General features: G+C 38.4%; 22 protein-coding genes. 11 read left to right on the top strand and 11 right to left on the bottom strand.

Features of this window, described 5'->3' with window-relative positions; genetic code table 11:
• Nucleotides 1-5: 5 nt before the first annotated feature.
• Nucleotides 6-518 carry a hypothetical protein gene (locus tag F8M42_RS12835; protein WP_182187152.1) on the bottom strand — a complete coding sequence of 171 codons (513 nt, stop codon included), beginning with the start codon at nt 516-518 and terminating at the stop codon, nt 6-8.
• 118 nt (nt 519-636) lie between these two features.
• On the opposite strand from F8M42_RS12835, the gene F8M42_RS12840 reads away from it, so the two are divergent.
• Entirely contained in the window at nt 637-1,434 is a 798-nt protein-coding gene (locus tag F8M42_RS12840; protein ID WP_182187154.1) for an amino acid ABC transporter substrate-binding protein, read from the top strand.
• Between the two features lie 126 nt (nt 1,435-1,560).
• Here the strand turns inward: F8M42_RS12840 and F8M42_RS12845 are convergent, their stop codons facing one another.
• Nucleotides 1,561-1,959 carry a nitrous oxide-stimulated promoter family protein gene (locus tag F8M42_RS12845; RefSeq protein WP_182187156.1) on the bottom strand — a complete coding sequence of 133 codons (399 nt, stop codon included), beginning with the start codon at nt 1,957-1,959 and terminating at the stop codon, nt 1,561-1,563.
• A gap of 230 nt (nt 1,960-2,189) precedes the next feature.
• On the opposite strand from F8M42_RS12845, the gene F8M42_RS12850 reads away from it, so the two are divergent.
• The 9 genes from F8M42_RS12850 to F8M42_RS12890 all read left to right on the top strand — a co-directional run bounded on the left by F8M42_RS12850 (nt 2,190) and on the right by F8M42_RS12890 (nt 12,578).
• The gene (locus tag F8M42_RS12850) at nt 2,190-3,251 is read left to right on the top strand and encodes a methionine ABC transporter ATP-binding protein (protein ID WP_182187158.1); all 1,062 of its coding nucleotides are present in this window, start codon (nt 2,190-2,192) and stop codon (nt 3,249-3,251) included.
• On the top strand, nt 3,220-3,873 hold the full coding sequence (locus F8M42_RS12855) for a methionine ABC transporter permease (RefSeq protein WP_182187159.1): 654 nt from the start codon (nt 3,220-3,222) through the stop codon (nt 3,871-3,873). Before F8M42_RS12850 ends, F8M42_RS12855 begins: the two co-directional genes overlap by 32 nt.
• Nucleotides 3,874-3,953: 80 nt before the next feature.
• Nucleotides 3,954-4,778 (top strand): MetQ/NlpA family ABC transporter substrate-binding protein, encoded by an 825-nt coding sequence (locus tag F8M42_RS12860; RefSeq protein WP_182187161.1) that lies wholly within the window; start codon nt 3,954-3,956, stop codon nt 4,776-4,778.
• A 281-nt stretch (nt 4,779-5,059) separates the two neighbouring features.
• Nucleotides 5,060-6,235, top strand: coding sequence for a type III PLP-dependent enzyme (locus F8M42_RS12865; RefSeq protein WP_182187163.1), 1,176 nt, complete (start codon nt 5,060-5,062; stop codon nt 6,233-6,235).
• 272 nt (nt 6,236-6,507) lie between these two features.
• The gene (locus F8M42_RS12870) at nt 6,508-7,959 is read left to right on the top strand and encodes an aminotransferase class I/II-fold pyridoxal phosphate-dependent enzyme (RefSeq protein ID WP_182187164.1); all 1,452 of its coding nucleotides are present in this window, start codon (nt 6,508-6,510) and stop codon (nt 7,957-7,959) included.
• Nucleotides 7,956-8,624 (top strand): dTMP kinase, encoded by a 669-nt coding sequence (locus F8M42_RS12875; protein ID WP_182187166.1) that lies wholly within the window; start codon nt 7,956-7,958, stop codon nt 8,622-8,624. The genes F8M42_RS12870 and F8M42_RS12875 overlap by 4 nt, the downstream gene beginning before the upstream one ends.
• A 461-nt stretch (nt 8,625-9,085) precedes the next feature.
• Nucleotides 9,086-9,820, top strand: coding sequence for a hypothetical protein (locus F8M42_RS12880; protein ID WP_182187168.1), 735 nt, complete (start codon nt 9,086-9,088; stop codon nt 9,818-9,820).
• Between the two features lie 43 nt (nt 9,821-9,863).
• Complete coding sequence (locus tag F8M42_RS12885; protein ID WP_182187170.1) at nt 9,864-11,585, top strand: methyl-accepting chemotaxis protein; 1,722 nt, start codon at nt 9,864-9,866, stop codon at nt 11,583-11,585.
• A gap of 216 nt (nt 11,586-11,801) precedes the next feature.
• Nucleotides 11,802-12,578, top strand: coding sequence for a glycerophosphodiester phosphodiesterase (locus F8M42_RS12890; RefSeq protein WP_182187172.1), 777 nt, complete (start codon nt 11,802-11,804; stop codon nt 12,576-12,578).
• Here the strand turns inward: F8M42_RS12890 and F8M42_RS12895 are convergent.
• The 8 genes from F8M42_RS12895 to F8M42_RS12930 all read right to left on the bottom strand — a co-directional run bounded on the left by F8M42_RS12895 (nt 12,493) and on the right by F8M42_RS12930 (nt 19,459).
• Nucleotides 12,493-13,599 (bottom strand): ABC transporter ATP-binding protein, encoded by a 1,107-nt coding sequence (locus F8M42_RS12895; RefSeq protein ID WP_182187174.1) that lies wholly within the window; start codon nt 13,597-13,599, stop codon nt 12,493-12,495. The two genes, F8M42_RS12890 and F8M42_RS12895, sit on opposite strands and share 86 nt — an antisense overlap.
• Before the next feature lie 11 nt (nt 13,600-13,610).
• Complete coding sequence (locus tag F8M42_RS12900; protein WP_182187176.1) at nt 13,611-14,975, bottom strand: ABC transporter substrate-binding protein; 1,365 nt, start codon at nt 14,973-14,975, stop codon at nt 13,611-13,613.
• Between the two features lie 20 nt (nt 14,976-14,995).
• Nucleotides 14,996-15,808 (bottom strand): carbohydrate ABC transporter permease, encoded by an 813-nt coding sequence (locus tag F8M42_RS12905; protein WP_182187177.1) that lies wholly within the window; start codon nt 15,806-15,808, stop codon nt 14,996-14,998.
• Entirely contained in the window at nt 15,805-16,695 is an 891-nt protein-coding gene (locus F8M42_RS12910) for a carbohydrate ABC transporter permease (RefSeq protein ID WP_182187179.1), read from the bottom strand. Before F8M42_RS12910 ends, F8M42_RS12905 begins: the two co-directional genes overlap by 4 nt.
• 337 nt (nt 16,696-17,032) lie before the next feature.
• Complete coding sequence (locus F8M42_RS12915; RefSeq protein ID WP_182187181.1) at nt 17,033-17,428, bottom strand: pyridoxamine 5'-phosphate oxidase family protein; 396 nt, start codon at nt 17,426-17,428, stop codon at nt 17,033-17,035.
• Between the two features lie 92 nt (nt 17,429-17,520).
• A complete protein-coding gene (locus F8M42_RS12920; protein ID WP_182187183.1) occupies nt 17,521-18,420 on the bottom strand; it encodes a cation diffusion facilitator family transporter in 900 nt (299 codons plus the stop codon).
• Between the two features lie 5 nt (nt 18,421-18,425).
• Nucleotides 18,426-18,908, bottom strand: coding sequence for a Fur family transcriptional regulator (locus F8M42_RS12925; RefSeq protein WP_182187185.1), 483 nt, complete (start codon nt 18,906-18,908; stop codon nt 18,426-18,428).
• 32 nt (nt 18,909-18,940) lie between these two features.
• The gene (locus F8M42_RS12930; protein ID WP_182187187.1) at nt 18,941-19,459 is read right to left on the bottom strand and encodes a MarR family winged helix-turn-helix transcriptional regulator; all 519 of its coding nucleotides are present in this window, start codon (nt 19,457-19,459) and stop codon (nt 18,941-18,943) included.
• Nucleotides 19,460-19,646: 187 nt separating this feature from the next.
• Between F8M42_RS12930 and F8M42_RS12935 the strand changes: the two genes are divergently transcribed.
• On the top strand, nt 19,647-19,976 hold the full coding sequence (locus tag F8M42_RS12935) for a DUF362 domain-containing protein (RefSeq protein ID WP_182187189.1): 330 nt from the start codon (nt 19,647-19,649) through the stop codon (nt 19,974-19,976).
• 152 nt (nt 19,977-20,128) lie between these two features.
• On the opposite strand, the gene F8M42_RS12940 is transcribed toward F8M42_RS12935, so the two are convergent.
• A complete protein-coding gene (locus F8M42_RS12940; protein ID WP_182187191.1) occupies nt 20,129-21,616 on the bottom strand; it encodes a methyl-accepting chemotaxis protein in 1,488 nt (495 codons plus the stop codon).
• Between the last annotated feature and the right edge of the window lie 289 nt (nt 21,617-21,905).

Genomic DNA, 21,905 nt, shown 5'->3' on the forward strand with positions numbered 1-21,905 from the left:
GACAATCAATAATGGGTCCGTGCGATGACCCGGTGCAACTCATCAACTTCTTCTGTGCTTAATTGGTAATTAATGCTGTCAGATGTTATTACAACAGTCTGAGCATCTGCAAGTTTATCAACTAAATCACTTGATAAGATGAATTCATACCTGGCGGCTGTCTGTACTGATGGAAAATTTCTGATTTGCCGTGAAAAAAATCGTACCGACGGATAAAAAGACTGCCCATCCACTGTGAATGTCACCGTTGATCCGTCTGTAAAAAGACATCTCCATGTATTATCATAAGCAGTAAACGCATAAAATACCGGTGTACCGTCAGCCGGAAAAATTTTCTGTATATACAAAATAACATTATCTGTCCCCGGATGAATAGCGCTGCTGACAGCATATCCGTCATGCAGTTCATCATAATTTTGGCTGAACTGGGCAAAGACTGTGACCGGCACTGCCGCAGCTATTAAAAAAGCTATTATATTAATCTGTAAAAACAGTTTGATATTGCATCTTCCTTTCATCGTTTTGCTTTGTAGTTTTTTATTGCAATAAAGTAAAACATAAATTATAATATATATTATTACGCTTAAGGCGTTATAAAGCAAGTATTTTATAATTACATACAGGAGGCTGCCGCAAATGAAAAGAATTATCCTGTCTTGTCTGCTCATTGCTGCATCAGCATTGCTCATTGCCGGATGCGGACAAAAAAATCAACCAGTATCATCCGGTTCCGGCGACACCGGCGGAAAAATAATAGTGGGTCTGGATGATAATTACCCGCCGATGGGATTCAGAGATGAAAATAACGAAATAACCGGATTTGACGTTGATCTGGCAAAAGAAGCCGCTAAAAGACTCAATCGTGAAGTTGAATTTAAACCCATAGACTGGTCCAGCAAAGAAGCCGAACTTAAGAGCGGCCGCGTTAATGTTTTATGGAATGGTTTAGACATCACGGAAAAACGTAAAGAAAATATGTTATTTAGCGATCCTTATATGGACAATCGCCAAATAGTATTTGTAAAAAAAGATTCCGACATAAAAACCATTGATGATTTAAAGGGCAAAGTAGTCGGCACTCAAAGCGGTTCCACCGGAGAGGAAAATATTAATAAAGATCAAAACCTCAAAAACTCTTTTAAAGAAGTAAAGTCATATCCTGACTATATAGCCGCTTTTATGGATTTGGAAAATGGACGCATAGATGCTATTATCGGTGACGAAATAACCGGAAGATATTATATGAATAAACACCCCGATAAATTTGCTGCCCGCGATATCGTCATCGGTGAAACAACAAGCTTTGGCATCGGATTCGCCAAAGATAACCAAAAATTGCGTGATGAGGTACAAAAAGTACTTGATGCAATGAAAAAAGATGGTACAATGGCCAAAATATCCGAAAAATGGTTTGGAAAAGACATTACTAAATAATCAGTAATCCTCGACTTATCCCACTTTTGATACTTGACAACTTTTATCATTACACTCTACATGAACAAAGCCGCGAGACCGATACAAATATGTATTGGCCTCGCGGCTTTATCAAACATCAAAATATTATTTTCCCTTTTGTCCTTGCTTCTGCTTCATATAAGAAAAGCCCCATTCCTTAAGCTTTTGCTTAATAAATAATTTGGGATGCCTAAAAAACATGCCCTTTCTTGAATTTTTCATTATCTTGCGAAACTCTTCAGTTTGTTTTCGTCCGAAACAAGGTGTATCACATATATGGCAAGGCGGTTTCGTTATGCCATATGGACAACGTTGAATTTTTGTCATAGCCGTCATCAATATCGCATTGCACTTAGGACATAACGCTTTTCCGCTGGTTCCGTGATGTCCATGGCAATACACGCCAAATGCTTTTCTTATTGTTTTTCTTTCTTCTGGTACAGTATTTTTAATCGGTACCTGTTGTTTAGCGCGCTTATTAAAAAAGCGAGAAAAAATTCCCATTATAATTCCATCCTTATTACAAAATAATTGCTGCCAACTTTATTTATTGTACGTTGTATCAACTTTAAAGTCAATCCTCACCAAACAAACACTCCGAGGGTTATTTCCCTTCATTATAGAAACAATTATTGATATGGTCAGCCAAATGCCCATAATTGACAGCAAGCATTTTTTATGCTAACAATGTATAAGTACATATACTATTGTAACAAGAAAGGAAAGTGCAATAAATGATAAAACTTTCCCATATAAAAAAGATATATGAAACACCATCGGGACCTTTGCAGGCGCTCAAAGATGTCAGCCTAACCATTGAAGACGGTGATATTTATGGGATTATAGGACTTTCAGGTGCAGGAAAATCCACCTTGGTTCGCTGCATTAATATGCTTGAACGCCCTACATCTGGAACTGTCGAAATTGATGGCCATGATCTGACCAAAATGAATAACCGACAATTACGCGAAATCAGAAAGAATATCGGTATGATTTTTCAGCAGTTTAACCTGCTGTCATCGGCTACAGTATATGAAAATGTGGCCTTTCCTTTAAAATTATCCGGTACCGATAATAAAATCATAGAAAAAAAAGTAACTTCATTACTCCAATTAGTCGGTTTGCAGCCAAAAGCCGGCCAATATCCTTCACAGTTATCCGGCGGGCAAAAACAGCGCGTCGGCATTGCGCGTGCACTAGCCAGTAATCCTGCCATCTTGCTGTGTGATGAAGCGACTTCGGCGCTTGATCCGCAGACAACCCAATCTATCTTAAAACTGATTCGTCGAATAAATGAACAGCTCCACCTTACCGTTGTTATAATAACACATGAAATGCAAGTCATAAAAGACATCTGCAATAAAGTTGCTGTCATCGACCACGGTGTCATTGCTGAAACCGGCAGTGTCATTAAAGTATTCACTGAACCGCAAGAAGCTATCACTCGCGAATTTATCAGCGTTTTATTGAGTGATGAACTGCCGAGTGCTTTTAGAAATCAACCCATTTCTCCTACACCGATCGAAGCCGGCTACCTGCTATTACGATTGACATTCATTGGTGAAAATGCAGATGAACCGGTAATAATGCGGCTTATAAAAGAGCATCCCGGCATTGATGTAAGTATTTTGTTCGGTGACCTTGACCAAATCCAAATGGTACCTTATGGACGTATGATAATAGGTATAAAAGGGCCTCAGGCCGCTGTTACAGCTGCCAGTAAGTGGCTTGAACAACAAGACCTGAAAGCGGAGGTGATTGGCTATGTCAAGCGACATAATGATGCTGTTGATTAAATCATTAGGACAGACATTGTATATGGTCATTATATCAATGTTAATTGCTTCTGCACTGGGTATTCCCCTGGGTATTTTACTCGTTACCACAGCTAAGGAACAAATTCTGCAATGTACAACTTTCAATCGCATTCTTGCCGGAATCATTAATGCCGTTCGATCAATTCCATTTATTATCCTGATGGTAGCAATAATTCCCTTCACCCGTTTAGTTGTAGGAACATCTATTGGAACCACAGCAGCTATGGTTCCGCTCACAATCGCCGCTATTCCTTTTATCGCCCGTCAAGTAGAAAATTCCATAAAAGAAGTCCCCTATGGTTTAATTGAAGCCGCACTTTCTCTTGGTGCCACACCGGCGCAGATAATCCGCCATGTATTGCTGCCGGAAGCTTTATCCAGCATTATATCGCAGCTGACCACTGTTATTATCGGACTTATTGGTGCATCAGCCATGGCTGGTACCATCGGTGGCGGCGGCATCGGTGATTTAGCAATACGTTATGGTTATCAACGTTTTCGTCCTGATATCATGCTCATAACTGTAATAATTTTAATCATATTAGTTCAATTAGTACAATTTATTGGTAATTACATTGCATTCAGGTTAAATAAAAAATAATCGCTGTGTTATATTGTGCTTTATTTTGTTATAGTGTACAATGGATAGTAAATTACTTATAATTGAATGGAGGACTTTTTGTGAAGAAATTATTATTAATATCATCGGCACTTATCATTATGTTATTCGCTTTCACCGGCTGCGGCAGCAATAATGAACAGGCTGCCGGTTCCTCTTCCAGTGCTAAGACAGTCTTAAAAATCGGTGCTACCCCGGTTCCGCATGCCGAAATTCTGGAACAAGTGAAGGATGATCTGGCTAAAGAAGGTATTGACCTGCAAATCCAGGAATTCAATGACTATGTCCAGCCGAATATGGCGCTTAATGATAAAGAACTGGATGCAAATTTTTTCCAGCACATACCTTACTTAGAAACCTTTAATGCTGAACACAATATGGATCTTGTAAATGCCGGCGGCATCCACATCGAACCAATGGGACTTTATTCTCATAAGGTAAAAAAACTCGACGAATTAAAAAATAATGCAGAGATTGCTATTCCCAATGACCCCAGCAATGGTGGACGGGCATTATTACTTTTGCAGCAGGCAAAACTCATAACACTCAAAGACGGTGTCGGTGTAAAGGCCACTGTACAGGATATTGTTGACAATCCCAAAAATCTCAAAATCAAGGAAATTGAAGCAGCTCAATTACCACGTTCACTTGATGATGTTGATGCGGCTGTCATCAATACTAATTTTGCCGTACAGGCAAATTTGGTTCCAGCCAAAGATGCTTTAGTCATTGAAGATGCATCTTCTCCATATGTCAATATAATTGCCGTTAGAAAAGGTGATGAAAACCGACCGGAAATCAAGAAACTGGTTGCAGCTCTCCAGTCAGAAAAGATCAAGAAATTCATTGAAGAAAAATACAAGGGTGCCATAGTTCCAGCCTTTTAATATTACTTTATAACTTTTATCATAAAATTACAGTAAAAACACTCTGCAAACAATAGCAGAGTGTTTTTTACTAGTTGACTTTCCCTTGTTATATCTGCACTATTCATTTAAATTCACCATCATCTGTCCAAGTTAAAAATAATATTGCCGAACAGTCAAATTAATACAAATTTAAATTGATTTTTTGCCGTTATCGTTATATATTAATTACAGTCTTAAAAAAATATCCAATTCAATAATAATAAGTACATCCATTGTGCGTAAAGAATAAGGGGAGTGTTATGAAAAGTTTCAAATTAACAAAAAAGCAGGCACTGGTATTAGCCAATAAATACCCTACACCATTCGCGGTCATTTCTACTGAGCAAGTAGAAAAAAATTATCGTTTTCTAAAAGATAACATGCCGCGTGTCCGTGTATTTTATGCTATGAAGGCCAACCCTTCACCAATCATTATCAACAAAATGACGCAATTAGGAGCCAGTTTTGATGTAGCTTCTGATGGAGAGATACAAACACTCACAGCCATGGGCATCACAGGTGAAAATATGATTTACGCCAATCCCATAAAAACGACTTCAGGTCTTAAAGCAGCTGCCGCTGCCGGAGTAAATAAATTTACATTTGATACAAAAGAAGAAATTTATAAAATGGCTGCATATGTTCCCGGAGCAAAAGTGTTGCTGCGTCTTCGCATAAAAAATGCCAAAGCACTCGTTAATTTGAACGAAAAGTTTGGCGCCGAACCGCAAGACGCTGTACAATTATTAAAAACAGCTCAACAGCAGGGACTCGATCCGATCGGATTAGCTGTTCATGTCGGCAGTCAAACATTATCAACAGAACCTTATCATGAAGCTTTTTCAATTTGCCACACAATTATGGATCGTGCAAAGGGAATCGGTCTGTCACTCAGTACCCTTGACATTGGCGGCGGACTACCCGTTCCCGCACCCGATACCTGTGTAAATTTAGAAAGCATGGTCAAAGACATAAATAAAGGCTTAACACAATTTCCTCCCGACATTGAAATCTGGGCTGAACCCGGCCGTTATATCTGTGGAACGGTAATGAACGCTGTCACGCGTGTTATCGGCAAACAAACACGCGCTGGTATTGTTTGTTACTATCTTGATGATGGTGTATATGGAACTTTTTCCGGTGTGTTCTTCGATCATTGGGAATACGAACTCAACAGTTTTAAATCTGGCAAATTGATCCCATCGACTTTTTTTGGTCCCAGCTGCGATTCTTTAGATGTCGTTGCCAAAAATTATCCGAGTCCTGATCTGCAAATAGATGATATCATTGTCGCAACTGACTGTGGTGCTTACACTTCCGCTTCAGCAACAACTTTTAACGGATTTGCTAAAGCTCCATTGTTACATTGGGAAAAGGAACGTGATGCCATAGCAGCCGAGGCTAAGCGTTCCGATACCTGCGAAGCAGTCATTTAAATCAGTGGAGGTGGTAATATCGCAAGTATAATAAATATATTCATCTTGACTGTCATATTAGCATTCCTTTATTTCACCATGTTTGACAAAACCGAAACTGGTTTTATCAGCATTCTGGTATTCGCTGCAGTATTGGCTGCGATGCTATTTACAGTCGGTAGAATATTTTTATCCCGCCGCCGGAAAAAATAGCATTTCAATTATGCCGTCTAAAATTATTTTTTGATTTTATGACGGCATTTTCCGTCAATAAGGAGCAATCATATAAAATCATGAATCAAAATACAGCCCCGCTTTTCGAAGCTTTAACCAGATATATATCTGATAAAGCTACTGCCTTCCACACCCCAGGCCACAAACAAGGCCGAGGTATTCCCCCAATAATGAAAGAAATGATAACTCCATTGGGTTTGAAAATGGATGTATCCCTCATGTCCGAACTTGACGATTTATTCGAACCAACCACTTGTATCAAAAAAGCTCAGCAGCTCGCAGCCGAACTTTATGGTGCCGATGATACGCTTTTCATGATAAACGGCACTACCGGAGCTATTCATATCATGCTGCTGGCGGCACTTTGTCCAGGGGACAAAATAATTTTGCCGCGCAATGTACATAAAAGTATCATGAGTGCGATCATATTATCCGGTACCCAGCCAATTTTTGTTGATCCTGTCATCAACAATAAACTTGGCATTGCTATGTCGGTTGAAACAAATGCCATAGAGAATGCTATTTTGAAGCATCCTGACGCCAAGGCTGTATTATTAGTTTATCCCACTTATTATGGAATTGCCTGTGACATCAAATCCATTGCGAAACTTGTCCATTCACACAAAATGTTGTTATTGGTCGATGAAGCCCACGGCCCCCATCTGAAGTTCTCCAGACAGCTCCCTATACAGTCACTCGATGCCGGTGCCGATATTTCGGCCCAGAGCACTCATAAAATCCTGACCTCACTTACCCAGACCTCTTTACTGCATGTACGCTATACTCGGATAAAACCAGAACGCGTCAAACTGGCCAATGCCCTGATACAATCTACCAGTCCCAACTATATTCTTCTGGCTTCATTGGATGCAGCCAGAAAACAAATGGCACAAAATGGGCCGGCTCTCCTTGACGCTGCTATCGAACTCTCCCAGTCCCTGCGACAGGAAATAAATAAAATTGCCGGATTATATTGTTTTGGAATCGATTTAACAGGAACACCCGGCTGTTTTGCTCTCGATTACACAAAGATTACCGTAAACGTGAAAAATCTTGGCATTTCCGGTTATGAGGCTGAGCATATTTTACGCTTTACCTATAAAATACAATGCGAACTTGCCGACATGTACAATGTCTTATTCATTATCTCTTTGGCTGATCATGCAAAAGAAACGACAAAACTTCTTTTCTCACTGCAAAACTTGGCAAAAAACTTTGCCAAACACTCGGAAAAAAGCACAACAATAAACACACCACCAGCTACACCACCGGCCAGACTCTCCCCCCGTACCGCCGCCTTCGCCGAATACGAAACCATTGCTTTTATAAACAGTCAAAACCGTGTCTGCGCCGAAACGATAACTTTTTATCCACCGGGTATACCTTTGATTTATCCAGGTGAGGTCATCTCCAATGATTTAATCAAATATGTAAAAGCTCAACAAACTGCCGGCGCAAAAATTGTCGGACCGGCGGATGCACACTTAAATACGATAAGGGTGATAAAATGAAGGGAAAACTGATAACAATAGAAGCAGGCGACGGCTCCGGTAAAGCCACACAAACGACCCTTTTATATGAACGCCTCTCAAATGAAAGCAAAAATGTCTATAAATTTGCTTATCCTGATTATAATAGTGAATCTTCCTCACTGGTAAAAATGTATCTTCGGGGTGACTTCGGCCAATCCGCAGATGATGTCAATGCTTATGCAGCATCGACATTTTTTGCTGTTGACCGTTATGCTTCTTATCACATGTATTGGAAAAAATTATATGAAAACGGAGCCACAATTCTGGTTGATCGTTACACCACTTCCAATATGGTCCACCAAGCTGTAAAAATATCTGATCCCGACAAACGCCAAGACTTTCTCGATTGGCTGTGTGATTTGGAGTTTATTAAAATGGGGCTGCCTGAACCAGATCTGGTGATCTTTCTTGATATGCCGCCACAGTTGAGTAACCAGTTACTCAGTCAGCGTACACCTGCAGTAAATAAGCGTGATATCCATGAACGCGACAGCCGGTATCTTTATCACTGCTATAATGTCTATAAGCAAATGGCAAAAAAATATCATTGGCAGACAGTAACTTGTACTGAAAATAATACTCTGCGCACGGTAGACTCTATCCATCAAGATGTATATCAATTGACTAAAAAATTCATTTACTGAATTGTATCGCCAACTTTATTTCTCTGTCAAAAGGCAGCAAGATTAATATGCGCTCCTTTTGTGTTGAAAATTATATCTTTTTATATTATAATTTAAATATGTATCAGTTGTTTTCTACTAAAGCGATGGTCTGTTTTTGGCAAACATAATTTGTTGGAGGGCAGATTACGTAAATATATATTCTATATTAATCATTCAATAATAAATATTTGTATTATATTAGGGTAAAGTCAAGTAGTGGGCTGATTGTTGCTTGGGCTATGTGGACACCTGTATCTTTGTGATATAGGTGTTTTTTTTATTAAACACATAATAAGTTTAAATAATGGAGAAATAAATTAAAATGAATTAATCGCTTTGCGCAGCAACCAGCTATAATTTTGTGCCCAAATCACATTATGCGAAATTATGGCTATAAAAACAATAAAGGAGCAATATTGTGGTAAAAAAAAAATCATTACTTGCAATCTATTCAATCAATTACAAAACATCAACTCAAATTACTGGATGATGTCTGTGAAGCTTACAAATTTCCCAAACTGGCCCAGATAAAATATTTGATGGTAAATCGACAGGTGGAACTTGTCGTCTATGTCAATTATTTAACAAAATGGGAACAAATTTTACTGAAACAGGAAAAAAATTACAGCCAGCTTAACTACTATCATCCATTATTTCTGGATTTTATGGAAAAATGTATTGTTCCCCAAAAAGAAAAAGCCTATGAATCCAAAGTACATTTTTACCATCTCTTTCAACCTTATAATAAACCCACTTTATCTTACAGTATAGGTTTAACCGTATACAAAGAAAACATCTTTAAATACATCTCCAGCAGGCGTGGCAATACTGATGATGCCATAGCTGCCGATATATCAAAATATTACCGCGAGCAAAATCTGCGCGGTCCTGAATGGGTAACTGTTGTCAGTCTTGATCCGGCCTTTATTGCTGTCATAATCAGCGGTGTATCCTCTCCTTTTTGGAAAAGATATCAGGGATTATCCGTCGATACACGGCATTTTTTCAAAGAAGCTACCTGCCAATTATCAAGGGAAGCTGTAATACACTCTTTCAATAATCATAATATTTTACAGGGTGATATCTTATTTTTAGATTTTAATTGGCACAAAGACACTATTTTTATTGTTGCTGTGCGCAATAAAAATGACTGGCAAAAAATATTATATACATGAATAGAACTATTATTTCAAATCTGCTATAAAGGGAGCGATTCATTTGTATTGGCTAAAAAATCTAAAAGTAGGCACCAAAATCAGTTTATTAATCATCGTATCAATTATCATTTTAATTATCGTAGGTGGAACAGGCTGCTATTTTTTACGCTCTGCCAATAAATCTTTGGATGATATGTATAATAACAAATTGACCGCCGTTCAGCTGGTCAATGACGGTCGAATACAAAATCGCCAAATAGAATCTGATATATATGCATTGCTGGCAGTAAAAGATATGGCCCGCAAAAAACAATTTTTCGAAGAAATAGGTAAAAATGCCGCTGCTTTTGACAAGGATTCAAAAACATTCACTGCTTTACCCATGTCTGAACACGAAAAAGCTAACTATCAAAAAATAACCGATGAATTAGCCGCTTATAGACAAGTCAGAAACCAGGTAGTTACTCTGGCTATGAATGGCGATGAAACTGCTGCTCTCAATCTATTTATGGAAAAAGGTAAACCTTTGTCAGATAAATTTTCCAATGATCTACTTGATTTTTCCGTTGAAATCAAGCAATCAGCTGATAATATGAATACCCGCAGCAAACAACAATCCACCACTGTCACTGCACTATTTATTGGTATTATTTTATTTGCAATCATCCTCACTGTTTTTTCCGGTTGGTTAATAATAAAACAAATTACTTCCAGACTAAAAGATTTCATTCATTACCTGACCATATTAGCTGACGGTGATTTTTCCCAGGATATCAGCCACAAAAGTCTCACTGATAAAAGTGAATTTGGCGACGTATCCAGGGCCGTGGACAAAATGAAAACTAATGTCAAATTATTGATCAAAAATCTATCAGAGGTTGCTGAACAACTTGCCGCTTCATCAGAAGAACTTACAGCTAACGCAGAAGAATCGGCGCAAGCCTCTGATCAAATTGCCGGGACAGTTGCTAAAGTGGCAGCAGGATCAGAAAAACAATTAGAAGCTTCCGACAATGCTGCTAATATGGTAGAACAAATTTCTACTGCGATTAACCAGGTGGCCGCCAATACCGAAATTGTGGCAAATTCTGCTGAAGATACGGCGACAGCAGCTAATAATGGTGAATCATCAATAAAACAAACCGTGACACAAATGAACACCATAGAAACAAAGACAAATGCTACCGCTGCTGTCATGGCCGATTTAGAAGAAAAATCTAAACAAATCAGCCAAATTGTCGATGTAATTTCTGCCATATCAGGTCAAACCAATCTTTTAGCCCTAAATGCCGCAATAGAATCCGCCAGAGCCGGTGAAGCCGGCAGAGGTTTTGCCGTTGTTGCAGAAGAAATAAGAAGACTTGCTGAACAATCACAGGATGCAGCCAAACAGATTACTGATCTCATCAATGAAATACAAACCAAAACTAATAATGCCGTAAGTTACATGAATGACAATAAAGCAGAAGTCAGCCGCGGTACCGAAATCGTTTCAGGCGCCGGGGACAGCTTCGGCAAAATATTGACAATGGTCCGTAATATGACCAGTCAAATTCACGAGATATCAGCTGCTGTGGAAGAAATAACCAGCGGCACACAGGATGTAGTAACCGCAGTAGAGAGCATTGATAACGAAGTACAAAAAACATCTGAACACGCTCAAACTATTTCAGCATCCGCCCAGGAACAATCTTCGTCAGTTGAGGAAATAGCCACTGCCAGTGAACATTTAGCAAAAATGGCAGAAAAACTTGAACAATCCATCCATGTTTTTAAAGTTTAACTAATTTATTTGATTTATATTAAAAGGCCCGGATTTATTATAAAATAAATCCGGGCCTTTTAATATAAATCAATGTCAAAATTCTTTCCCCCGTCATAATCATTACATCTGTTTCATACCGCAAAACTTATCATAACATTTACCTAATAATAACAAATACAGTTATCATAAATCTTACAATAATATTATCTTTTTAATTATGAGGAGGTCTGTTTTATGCTGATTTATGCCCATCGCGGTGCCCGTGCCTATGCCCCGGAAAACACTATGTCTGCTTTCCGATCGGCTTCAATTCTAAAAGCCGACGGTATTGAACTTGATGTACAAATGACTAAAGACAATGAATTGATCATCTGTCATGATCATACTGTAAATCGTACCAGCAACGGCAGTGGCTGGCTGCGCGACCTGACTTTGCAGGAATTAAAACGTCTGGATTTTGGCAGCTGGTTCAATAATAAATTTACTGGCGAACCTATATTAACCTTTGCTGAATTTTTCACCTGGTATGTAAAAACACCGCTTCTGCTGAATATTGAAATAAAAAATGGACCCGTTATCTACCAAAATATTGAACAGCACCTGATCGATACCATAAAAAACCTGTCACCTGATAATTTTAACTATTATAACCGCATCATAATATCGTCATTCTATCATCCATCTTTATGCAAAATAAAAACTATTGACAGCCATTTCAAAACCGGAGTACTTTTTTCATCAAGGCCTGTAAACGTATTGGAACAAATAAATAGTACAAACGCCGATTACCTCCATTCCAACTGGCAGTATCTTGACTGTAAATGGGTCGATCAAGCCAGAAACAGCGGCATCGGCATTAATTGTTATACAATAAACAATAAAGATGAGCTTGCTTTTATCAATAGATTTCCATTAACCGGGATTTTCAGTGATTATCCGGACTGCTGCAAAGCGGACAAAGCCGCGCCACACTGTTTCCCGTCGTTTCATCAAACACATGAACCAGATTAATCGGTCTCACCGTTATGATTTCTCCCTCCCGCAGTACAGTTCCCATTCCAGTGAGTTTCATTGCCAGCTGTCCATCACCGACATTGAAATGTACTATTGATTCAGCACCAATATTTTCTATAATTGTAATTACACCGCTTATTGAACAGCTTTGTTCGACGCTGCATAACTCCAAATCTTCAGGACGAATTCCAATGCAGGCACGTCCGATAAACTGACATTCCCCCTGTAAAATAAGCCGGCAGTTTTCATTTTGGAATATGTTGTTATTGCCTTTTCGGCTGATTTCTCCGTTCAAAAACTGCATTGGCGGAGTTCCCATAAATGCAGCCACAAAGCGATTGACAGGTTTTTGATAAAGTTCTATGGGTTCACCTACCTGTTGAATTACTCCCTTTTTCATTAAAACAATACGCGTTCCCATAGTCATTGCTTCAATTTGGTCATGAGTCACATACACTATTGTTGCTTTCAACTTTTTATGCAGCTGAATAAGTCTTGTGCGGGTCTGCACCCGCAGTTTTGCATCTAAATTACTCAATGGTTCATCCATTAAAAAAACCTTTGGCTGGCGAACTATTGCTCTTCCTAATGCCACGCGCTGTTGCTGCCCGCCTGATAACTGCCGTGGATATCTTGCAAGCAGGTCTTGTAAATCAAGCATAGCAGCAGCTTTGTTAACTGCATCTGCTATGCTTTTTTTATTAAATTTACGCAGCTTCAGAGCATACGCCATATTATTATATACCGTCATATGTGGATATAACGCATAATTTTGGAAAACCATTGCTATATCACGATTTTTAGGTTCCAGTTCAGTAATGTCATCACCATCTAAAAATATCTGCCCTTTAGTTGGTGATTCCAGCCCTGCTAACATTCGCAAAATGGTTGTTTTACCACACCCTGATGGTCCAACCAGTACTAAAAACTCTCCGGTTTCGACAGTCAGCTCGAAAGGTGCAACAGCAGTATAATCACCAAATTCTTTATTAACCTGATAAAAATTTATAGTAGCCACACTATACCCCTCTATTTTTCCACTGATGAATTGTATCTTGCTACTGCATCATTAACAGTATCCGCTGCTTTTTGCAACGCATCCTGCGAAGAAGCCTGTCCGGCTAAAACATGTTCAATCGCATTTTCAATTTCCTGCCGTGCCTGAGTGAACACACCAAGCAATCCACCCTGAGTACTGCGATTAATTGGTGTATTATGCAACTGTTCGATTGCTATTTTGAATTGAGGATATTTAGCATCATATTTTTTTAATTCGTCATCATCATAAGCTGCCGTCGTAACAGGGAAATAACCTGTTTTTATATGCCAAAAAGCTTGCTGCTTGGGGGCTGTCATAAATTTAATAAATTCCCATGAAGCTTTTTCTTCCGCATCGCTATGCCCGCTGAGCATCCACAATGACGCTCCGCCTATTATAACGCCTCCATTGGCAGAACCTTCCGGATGCGGCATAAATCCCGTTCCTACCTCAAACTTGCCATTAACGCCATCCATTATATCGCCCAACACACCCGTTGAATCGATAGTCATCGCAGTTTGTCCTGATACAAATGCCTTCATTGTATCTTCTGTCTTGCGTCCCATATTAACAGCACTGCCATTTTTCACCATATCGGCCCACCAGTTGAGTACTTTTTCTCCTTGCGGCGAATTAAATGATACTGCAGTCGCCATCGCATCGCGGCCATTTCCATTATTAGCATACTGCGCATTCTGCTCTGCCAAAAATTGTTCAAAAAACCACCCGTAAATAGCCATAGCCATTCCCGGTCTGGTGACTTTGCCGGAACTGTCTCTTTGAGTTAATTTTTGAGCATCGGCCGCCACTTCTTCAAACGTCTTCGGTGGATTATCAGGATCAAGGCCCGCTGCCTTAAACATGTCTTTATTATAATAAAGTAACGGTGTCGACGTATTGAATGGCATAGAATATAATTTGTTATCCACTGTATAATAAGCCAATATATTTTTTTCATAACTCGACGTATCAAAATTTTCTTTATCTATCCATTTCTGTACAGGCACAACTGCCTTGCTGTCAATCATGAAACGCGTACCAATATCATATACCTGCATTACATTTGGTGTCGATTTAGATGCTATTGACTGTTTCAATTTATTTATTGCTGAATCGTAATCACCTTGGAAAACCGCCTCTACCTTGATATCCGGATGCGTATCATTAAATTCTTTTACAAGCGTTTTTGTTGCTTCACCTACTTTTCCCCCTACGGCATACCAAAACACAATTTTTGTAGGTTCTTTACCTTTACCGGCTTCATTGCTGCTGTCACCGCAGCCAGTAATAGACATGGCCATTACTCCCAATAACAGCAGTCCCGCTATCCTCTTCCATAAAGATTTTTTTTGCATTTTATATATTTCTCTCCTTTTCACCCTTTTACTGATCCTGCTGTCAATCCCTTGACTAACTGTTTTTGTCCTGCAATAAGCAGTATTACTGTGGGCAGCGAAACAATTACTATTCCGGCCATTGTAGTATTCCATGATATTCCCTGGTCCCACTGCAGCATAGCAAGCCCGATCTGTACCGTACGCATTCCATCTGTATTCGTTATCAGCAGCGGCCACATATACTGATTATATGTTGTCAAAAAGGCATATACTGCTAAAGTAGCAATAGCCGGTTTCGATAAGGGTAATACCATAGTTAAAAAAAATCGCAGCCTACCACAGCCATCGATTCTAGCCGCATCATATATTTCCCGCGGTAAGGTCTGAAAATACTGCCGTAATAAAAAAGTTCCAAAAGCAGATGCCATAAAAGGAACAGCTAACCCTTGATAACTGTCCAACCAGCCTAATGAGCGTATTGTAAAATAATTAGGGATAATAATACTTTCAGCTGGTATCATCATCGTCGATAAAAATATAATGAACAACACTTTTTTAAACGGAAATTCTAAAAAGGCAAATGCATATCCGGCAAGACTGCACGTTATAACCTGCCCGATGGTAACCGATAGTGACACCACAAAACTATTTATAATAAAAATAACAAGCGGTGCTGTTCTAAATGCTTCAAGATAGCTTTTAATATATATTTTCCCCGGAACAAATACCGGAGGAAAAGCCAGCGTATCTTCCGCAGACTCAAAACTGACTATGACCGCATAAAAAAACGGTGCCAATATAATAAGACCCATCACAATCAGTATCAAATAACGCACGCAATTTTTTTTCATCTATAGAACACCTTTTTCTCCAGAAAACAAAATTCAAATAAAGTACATATTAAGATAAGCAAAAATAAAACTACGGATTCTGCGCTTGCATAGCCAAAATTAGTATTGAAAAATGCTTCCCGATAAATCGAATAAACGATTACATTAGTAGCTTCCATCGGTCCACCCTGTGTCAAAATATTAATTTCCCCAAAAGTCTGCAGAGCATTTATCACCGATACGATACACACAAAAAATAATGTTGGCGACAACAACGGCAATGTTATATCAATAAACTGCCGCCAAGAAACAGCTCCGTCAATACGGGCACTTTCATATATTTGTTCGGGAATAGCCTGCAATCCGCTCAGCAATACAATGGTATTAAATCCTACACTGCGCCATATACTGATAATCGCTACCGACAATAATGCCCAATGCGCATCCGACAACCAAAATACCGCTGGCAGATGTATCAATTGCAAAAAGTAATTAAATACACCTGAACTGGGATTAAAAAGCATCATAAATATCATTGACGCACCGGCAACTGCAATGGATAATGGGAATGCAAAAATCGTGCGAAATATTGCTATCCCTTTTAATTCACTATTTACCATACAGGCTAAAAACAATGCTATTAATATACCAGGAACCACAGTATAAAAAGTAAATAACAGCGTTACCAATAAACTATGCAAAAATTGTGATGAATTGAGCATCTCGCTGTAATAGCTGAATCCGGCAAAAGTAGTCTCCCTGCCAACTAAATCGCTATTAAAAATACTTAATTTAATTGATTTCAATAATGGATAAAAAATAAATACGATAAATAATGATAAAGAAGGTATTAAATACAATGCTGCTTCCTTAAAACCAGAAAAAACATTTAAAAATCGCCAATGCAAAAATTATCACTTCCAGTATGGTTTAATAATGTTCCTAAAACTAAAATAACATACTATTAAAAACATTTTGTTATGGCACTGTAAAAGTGATATTAAATTTATCTTTTTGTGGTTATCGCATGAACAGCATTGAACCCATAAGAATGCACCCCAACACCATTACATCATTTTCCACCTTTTTAAAAGCAGAATATTACATATATTCATGAATGAAAATGGCTGCATTTAACACTCTCATATTGTTACCTCATTTTCATAGTTCTATAATCGTTTTTTACAAAAAAGCGTATGAAAAATCATACGCCTGATAATTATCAATACTATATAAATTATAAGATTATATTTCCAGCCTGCGTTTTTCCCCTGACATTGTCTGCAGTATTGCCGTTGCCTCATTCAAAGAAAATATTTCAAAAACACCATCTCCGACAGAATATATATTACCAAGGGATGGCATAACTTGCAACGCCTTTTGCTGTACAGTACTGTTCGTACAAAATTCAGCTTTTCCCTTAATTCTCAAAAAATTATAATCAGCATCAACACAGCATATTTCAACCTCGGGATTGGCTATGAGTTGTTTATACATAGCTTTTTTATTTGATGTACAGAATGTAAGTTTACCATTATATTCCATAATAAACCCCAAAGGCCTGACATGCGGCACATTGTTTACTGTAGTCGCCAGATAAAAAATCTTATTTTTCTGTAAAAACTTCAATACTTCACTCATACCAATATCCCCTTTATTTTTTATATTATGCTGATATAATTATAGTACATCCTTTCCAATACCGCCATAATCTTCTGCCACAAAAAATCATGTCATGTTTTCTTAATCGGATCAGGATGAATGGTAACTTCTATACCCGACTCATAAAGGGATCGTTCGATATCTGCCATAATATGATGTACAGTGGCAAATGATACATTTGTCGGAAATTCAACATGAACTGAAACTACGATTTTATTTAAGCCGTAATCATGCACAACAAGATTATGCCAGCCAGCGACATATTTATTGCTGATTAAATTCGTGGTAATAGTATTGACTACCGCCGGATTGGGAGACTCGCCGATCAGCGCATCTGCCGCTTTTTTCATTATTTTTGCACCAGAATAAATTATCACTCCGGAAATTACGATCCCCAAAATTCCATCCAGCTGAATATCAGCGAATTTTGCTGCAGCAAGTGAACCAAGGGCAGTCAATAATGTAAACACATCAACAATAGTTTCCCAATAATTGGCCTTTAAGGCAATGGATGCAATTTTTTCAGCGCAACTGCGGTTAAGCAGGCTGTATCCCAGCTTAAGAACAATTGCTAACATCATCGTAATAATAGCAGTCCCATTAACAAGCATTGGTTCAGGATCGATGATTTTCTCCAAAGAAACCCGGCCAAAAAATATCCCGATTGCAGTTAACCCTATCCCCATGCAAAAAGATAATAAATATTCACTGCGGCCAAAACCAAAAGGATGTTTGTTGTCTGCCGGCTTACCAATAAGAAGAAAAGCTGCCGCTGTTCCAACCGAAAAACCGGCATCAATAAGATTATGGAAAGAATCGGCCATTAAGCTGGTACTATTTACCGCTAATCCAGCTGATAATTCTATTAGAAAAATTAAAAAATTTACCAAAATTCCTGTGCAGCCAACATATAAACCGATATTATTGTGTTTCATCCCAGCAGGAAAAATACTGAGTAAAAAGGTATTCAAACTTATCACCTCACCTGAACCGAAACTAAATCAAGAGCTTCAAGACATTTTTTGCAAATTCCATAATAGATAATATTGGATGACGTGACAGCAAAACCGTAATCAGCTGCAATTTTTTGTCTGCATGCAGCTATCTGCAGCAAGATCCCAGAATCCAACACGTTTATGGTTTTACCACACTTCCTGCACACACAGTGTGGATGTACTATAATTTCATCAGGATTAATGAACTCATAAAAATAACGTTCATCCTCAGCATATACTTTGCGGATAAAATTATTCTGCTTAAGAAAATCAACGACTCTATATACAGTAGTCAAAGAAATATTACTAGTTACTGATTTTGCATGGTCATAAATAAATTCCACTGTCATATGATCATGCTTATGCGCCAAAATTATCTTTATGACTATGCGCCGCTGTTCAGTTAAACGACATCCGTTATTTTTTAATTGTCGTAAAATATTTTGAAGTATACTTTCACTCATATCAAAAACCTGCTTTTTTTATAACAACCACACTATTCATCACGATGATGATGTCCCATCATACGTCTCATCCGCTGCCCAAAACCACCGTGCGAACGATGCATGCAAATATCCGGTTCCATTTCTGTGGTACTTTCCAGATATGCACAAAGTTTTTCAGTAAGACGCAGCATCTCTCCTACTTCTTCTTCCGTAAGTCCCTGAAAAAAATTATCGGTTAATTTTATATCTTTTTCTCTTGATTTAACAATTGACTCTTTACCTTGTTCTGTTAAAAACAAATGCATAATCCGTTGATCCTTTTTATCCTGCTGCCTGATAATCAGGCCTGCTGTCTCCATTTTAGTCACCATTTCTGTCATTGAGGATGGTCTGACATCCATTTTTTCCGCTAAATCGCGCTGAATAATTCCATCATTTTCCGCAATGAGAAACAATAGATGCGACTGCTCGCGATAATGTCCGTTATGATGGTTGCCACGATGGTAAGCCCGGTGCAGCTGCCGCCCTAAACGATGCAGTGCAATTGATAATTCATAAGTATTATTCATTATAATATCTCCTATAGTTATTAATCATTTCAATATAATTAGGTTCCTAACTTAATCACAGTATAGCATGCGTTTATTTTTTAGTCAATAAGTAATTAGGTTCCTAATTTTTTATTGACTTAGCATTTCCCTAATGTTAATATTAATTAGGGCCCTAATTATATTAATATTAAGGAAGTGTTCAAAAATGTCATTCACAATTACTGCCGCTTGTCGCGCCTGCGGCAAATGTGCCCGCCATTGTCCTGCCAATGCCATAGCTTTATCAGGCTCATTCTACCAAATAGATCAGGAAAAATGTATAAATTGCGGCAAGTGCATTTCCATCTGTCCGGTTGGAGCCATTACAACTGGCTCAAGCGGAACCGACATCACACCGCCGGCTTCCCATAACCCCGAGACTGACAGCACTACGGCCAAAAAAGGATCTTGCCATCAAGAGCATTCCCAACACCGCCGGATGATGAATTTTCATCATCATATGCATCATCGCCGCCATCGATTTATGCATGATTAAAAACAAGGGGGTTGTCACACTTAACCATTTTCATTCATAAAGAACAATAATCCTCTCTTTGTACACCCTCAAAAGGGTGAAAACCCGACAATAGCGGATTGCATCTTTATGAAGTCAATGCTTTTTATATGACAGCCCCTTTTCTTAATATCTTAATTGCGTAATATCTCTTCACCAAGTTTACTTTTTTGTTCAAGTACCGCAATAACCTCATCGAGCAGTTTGAATATTTGCTGAGATAATTGTTCCGCTTCCTTGATCGCACTACCGGCTGCTGCTGAATCATGCACCTTCACAGCAGCGATTACCTTATCACCAGTCTTGTGAAATTGTTCATGCACCGGATCTATTGCCTGCCATTTTTCTTTTATATCGGGATGATTGAGTGTTATTGCATGGTAAAAATGTCCGAAAGCGCATCTTTGCGAGTCAGTCTGAATCGGATGCAATTTCATTTCAGAAACGATCTTACGCAGATTGTCCAGCCAATTAGCATGTGCCTGTTTAGCTGAATAGAGTTTATCAATAATCTCTTTATTGGATAATGCATGTGCGCCGCCGTTTAAAGCCTGCATCATATTTCTAGCCATATTGCTCAGTTCTTTATCAATCTGCGATATTTGCCCGGCTTCATTTCCTGATTCAATAGAATTATTTTTAATATCCTGCGTCATATTATTTAAATTCTGTGCATCCTGTGCCGATACATTCATCGCCTGATTTACCTGTGCGACAGCTTCTTTTATCTGTGCCATAATTTCAGATGAAGAATTCACTGCACCAATAGTATTCTCCATTGTAGTTACATTTTCCTTAATAGTTGCAGATATTGCATCTATCTTTTGATTCATTAACTCTGTGGAATCCAGTGTACTGTTGATACCGGCACGGCTTCCATTAGCCGCTGTGTGGATATTACCGACAAAAGTACTCATATCATTGAGGTTGGCCTTCGTACTGTCGGCAAGTTTGCGTATTTCTTCAGCAACCACGGAAAATCCCCGACCGGCAGCACCGGCACGGGCTGCTTCAATAGATGCATTAAGTGCCAATAAATTAGTCTGTTCAGCAATAGCCGCTACTCCATCGAGAATGTCATTTACCTTATCGGCTAAAGTGCCCAGGCTTTCTATCTGCACCTTCATCGTCTGCATATCAATGACGACCTTTTCTTTTAATGCGCTGATTTCACTTATCTGCTTGAGGCTCTCATCATTTTTTTGAACCAGCTTTTGTGAATTATTTGCTAAATCATCCATTTTACTCGAGGTATCGGAAACATTTTTATTTACATCACTTACATTAGCAGTTATTTCCTCAACAATCGCCAAATTCGATTCAGCAAGCTCTGCTACCTTTTGGGCAAAATCAGCTGTATTGGCTGCAGTATTATTCATATTTACGTCAAATTGACTGAGTGAAGCCGCAATAGACAAAATATTTTGACAAGCCTCAGCCATTTGTGCTTCATTTTTTATTAATTTATCAAACTGTGCCAGCATTCGTTGGTGTATAGGATATTCAGCCTTAGTTTCTTTTAATGATGCCGTATTCTTACCATTCATCATCGCCTCAACAGCGTCCAATATTGATGTTGCTTCAGCGCAGGGATGCTCTTCTTTATTAAAAAATTTAAACATGGCACGTCCTCCTTGAACAGTCAAATATATCATATAGTATACATTCATTATTAATGTAAATCCAGTCTTAACTAAAAATAATATTAAATATCACAAGAATAAAACTAATATATTATTAAATTGAAAGACAGCTTATTTTATAGTATAATAATTATGTTCAATGGAGTTAAGGGGAGTAGCTTAGCAGCCGACTATCGTCAATACGGGTATTATAAACCCCGGTACGGCTGGCAATTATTGTATGCAAGACCTTATCTTACAGTTTTTCTGTAAGGTAGGGTCTTTATTT

It is taken from the genome of Pectinatus frisingensis (assembly GCF_014076555.1).
Taxonomy (GTDB): domain Bacteria; phylum Bacillota; class Negativicutes; order Selenomonadales; family Selenomonadaceae; genus Pectinatus; species Pectinatus frisingensis.

Excerpts from the sequence above, each read along its gene's own strand:
- F8M42_RS12835 (WP_182187152.1), bottom strand. The coding sequence starts at position 518 with ATGAAAGGAAGATGCAATATCAAACTGTTTTTACAGATTAATATAATA.
- F8M42_RS12840 (WP_182187154.1), top strand. The coding sequence starts at position 637 with ATGAAAAGAATTATCCTGTCTTGTCTGCTCATTGCTGCATCAGCATTG.
- F8M42_RS12845 (WP_182187156.1), bottom strand. The coding sequence starts at position 1,959 with ATGGGAATTTTTTCTCGCTTTTTTAATAAGCGCGCTAAACAACAGGTA.
- F8M42_RS12850 (WP_182187158.1), top strand. The coding sequence starts at position 2,190 with ATGATAAAACTTTCCCATATAAAAAAGATATATGAAACACCATCGGGA.
- F8M42_RS12855 (WP_182187159.1), top strand. The coding sequence starts at position 3,220 with ATGTCAAGCGACATAATGATGCTGTTGATTAAATCATTAGGACAGACA.
- F8M42_RS12865 (WP_182187163.1), top strand. The coding sequence starts at position 5,060 with ATGAAAAGTTTCAAATTAACAAAAAAGCAGGCACTGGTATTAGCCAAT.
- F8M42_RS12870 (WP_182187164.1), top strand. The coding sequence starts at position 6,508 with ATGAATCAAAATACAGCCCCGCTTTTCGAAGCTTTAACCAGATATATA.
- F8M42_RS12875 (WP_182187166.1), top strand. The coding sequence starts at position 7,956 with ATGAAGGGAAAACTGATAACAATAGAAGCAGGCGACGGCTCCGGTAAA.
- F8M42_RS12890 (WP_182187172.1), top strand. The coding sequence starts at position 11,802 with ATGCTGATTTATGCCCATCGCGGTGCCCGTGCCTATGCCCCGGAAAAC.
- F8M42_RS12900 (WP_182187176.1), bottom strand. The coding sequence starts at position 14,975 with ATGCAAAAAAAATCTTTATGGAAGAGGATAGCGGGACTGCTGTTATTG.
- F8M42_RS12905 (WP_182187177.1), bottom strand. The coding sequence starts at position 15,808 with ATGAAAAAAAATTGCGTGCGTTATTTGATACTGATTGTGATGGGTCTT.
- F8M42_RS12915 (WP_182187181.1), bottom strand. The coding sequence starts at position 17,428 with ATGAGTGAAGTATTGAAGTTTTTACAGAAAAATAAGATTTTTTATCTG.
- F8M42_RS12925 (WP_182187185.1), bottom strand. The coding sequence starts at position 18,908 with ATGAGTGAAAGTATACTTCAAAATATTTTACGACAATTAAAAAATAAC.
- F8M42_RS12930 (WP_182187187.1), bottom strand. The coding sequence starts at position 19,459 with ATGAATAATACTTATGAATTATCAATTGCACTGCATCGTTTAGGGCGG.
- F8M42_RS12935 (WP_182187189.1), top strand. The coding sequence starts at position 19,647 with ATGTCATTCACAATTACTGCCGCTTGTCGCGCCTGCGGCAAATGTGCC.
- F8M42_RS12940 (WP_182187191.1), bottom strand. The coding sequence starts at position 21,616 with ATGTTTAAATTTTTTAATAAAGAAGAGCATCCCTGCGCTGAAGCAACA.